The organism is Paraburkholderia sp. SIMBA_054 (assembly GCF_046534875.1).
GTDB classification, from domain to species: Bacteria; Pseudomonadota; Gammaproteobacteria; order Burkholderiales; family Burkholderiaceae; genus Paraburkholderia; species Paraburkholderia hospita.
Window position 1 is genome coordinate 1 of the sequence record NZ_JAWRXV010001499.1, and the last position, 243, is coordinate 243.

A 243-nucleotide genomic window follows, 5' to 3' on the forward strand; every position below is an offset into this window, starting at 1 on the left:
TGGAGCACAACAGCATGACAATCGCGAAGCCACCCACCGTGTCAATTGAAGGGATTGTTCCCGTGATGCTGACGCCGTTCGACGACTCGGGCGCGATCGACTACGCCGGCCTTGAACGTCTGATCGAATGGTATCTCGCGCAGGGATCGGACGCGCTGTTTGCGGTCGCGCAGTCGCGCGAGATGCAGTTTCTTAGGCTCGCCGAGCGCGGCGCGCTCGGGCGGTTCGTCGTCGAGAAGGTCG

1 protein-coding gene is annotated in these 243 nt (G+C 62.6%); it reads left to right on the forward strand.

Annotated features, from left to right (window positions below; all coding sequences use genetic code 11):
• Positions 1-14: 14 nt before the first annotated feature.
• On the forward strand, positions 15-243 hold a 229-nt coding region (locus SB822_RS60030; protein WP_410859502.1), incomplete at its 3' end, for a dihydrodipicolinate synthase family protein.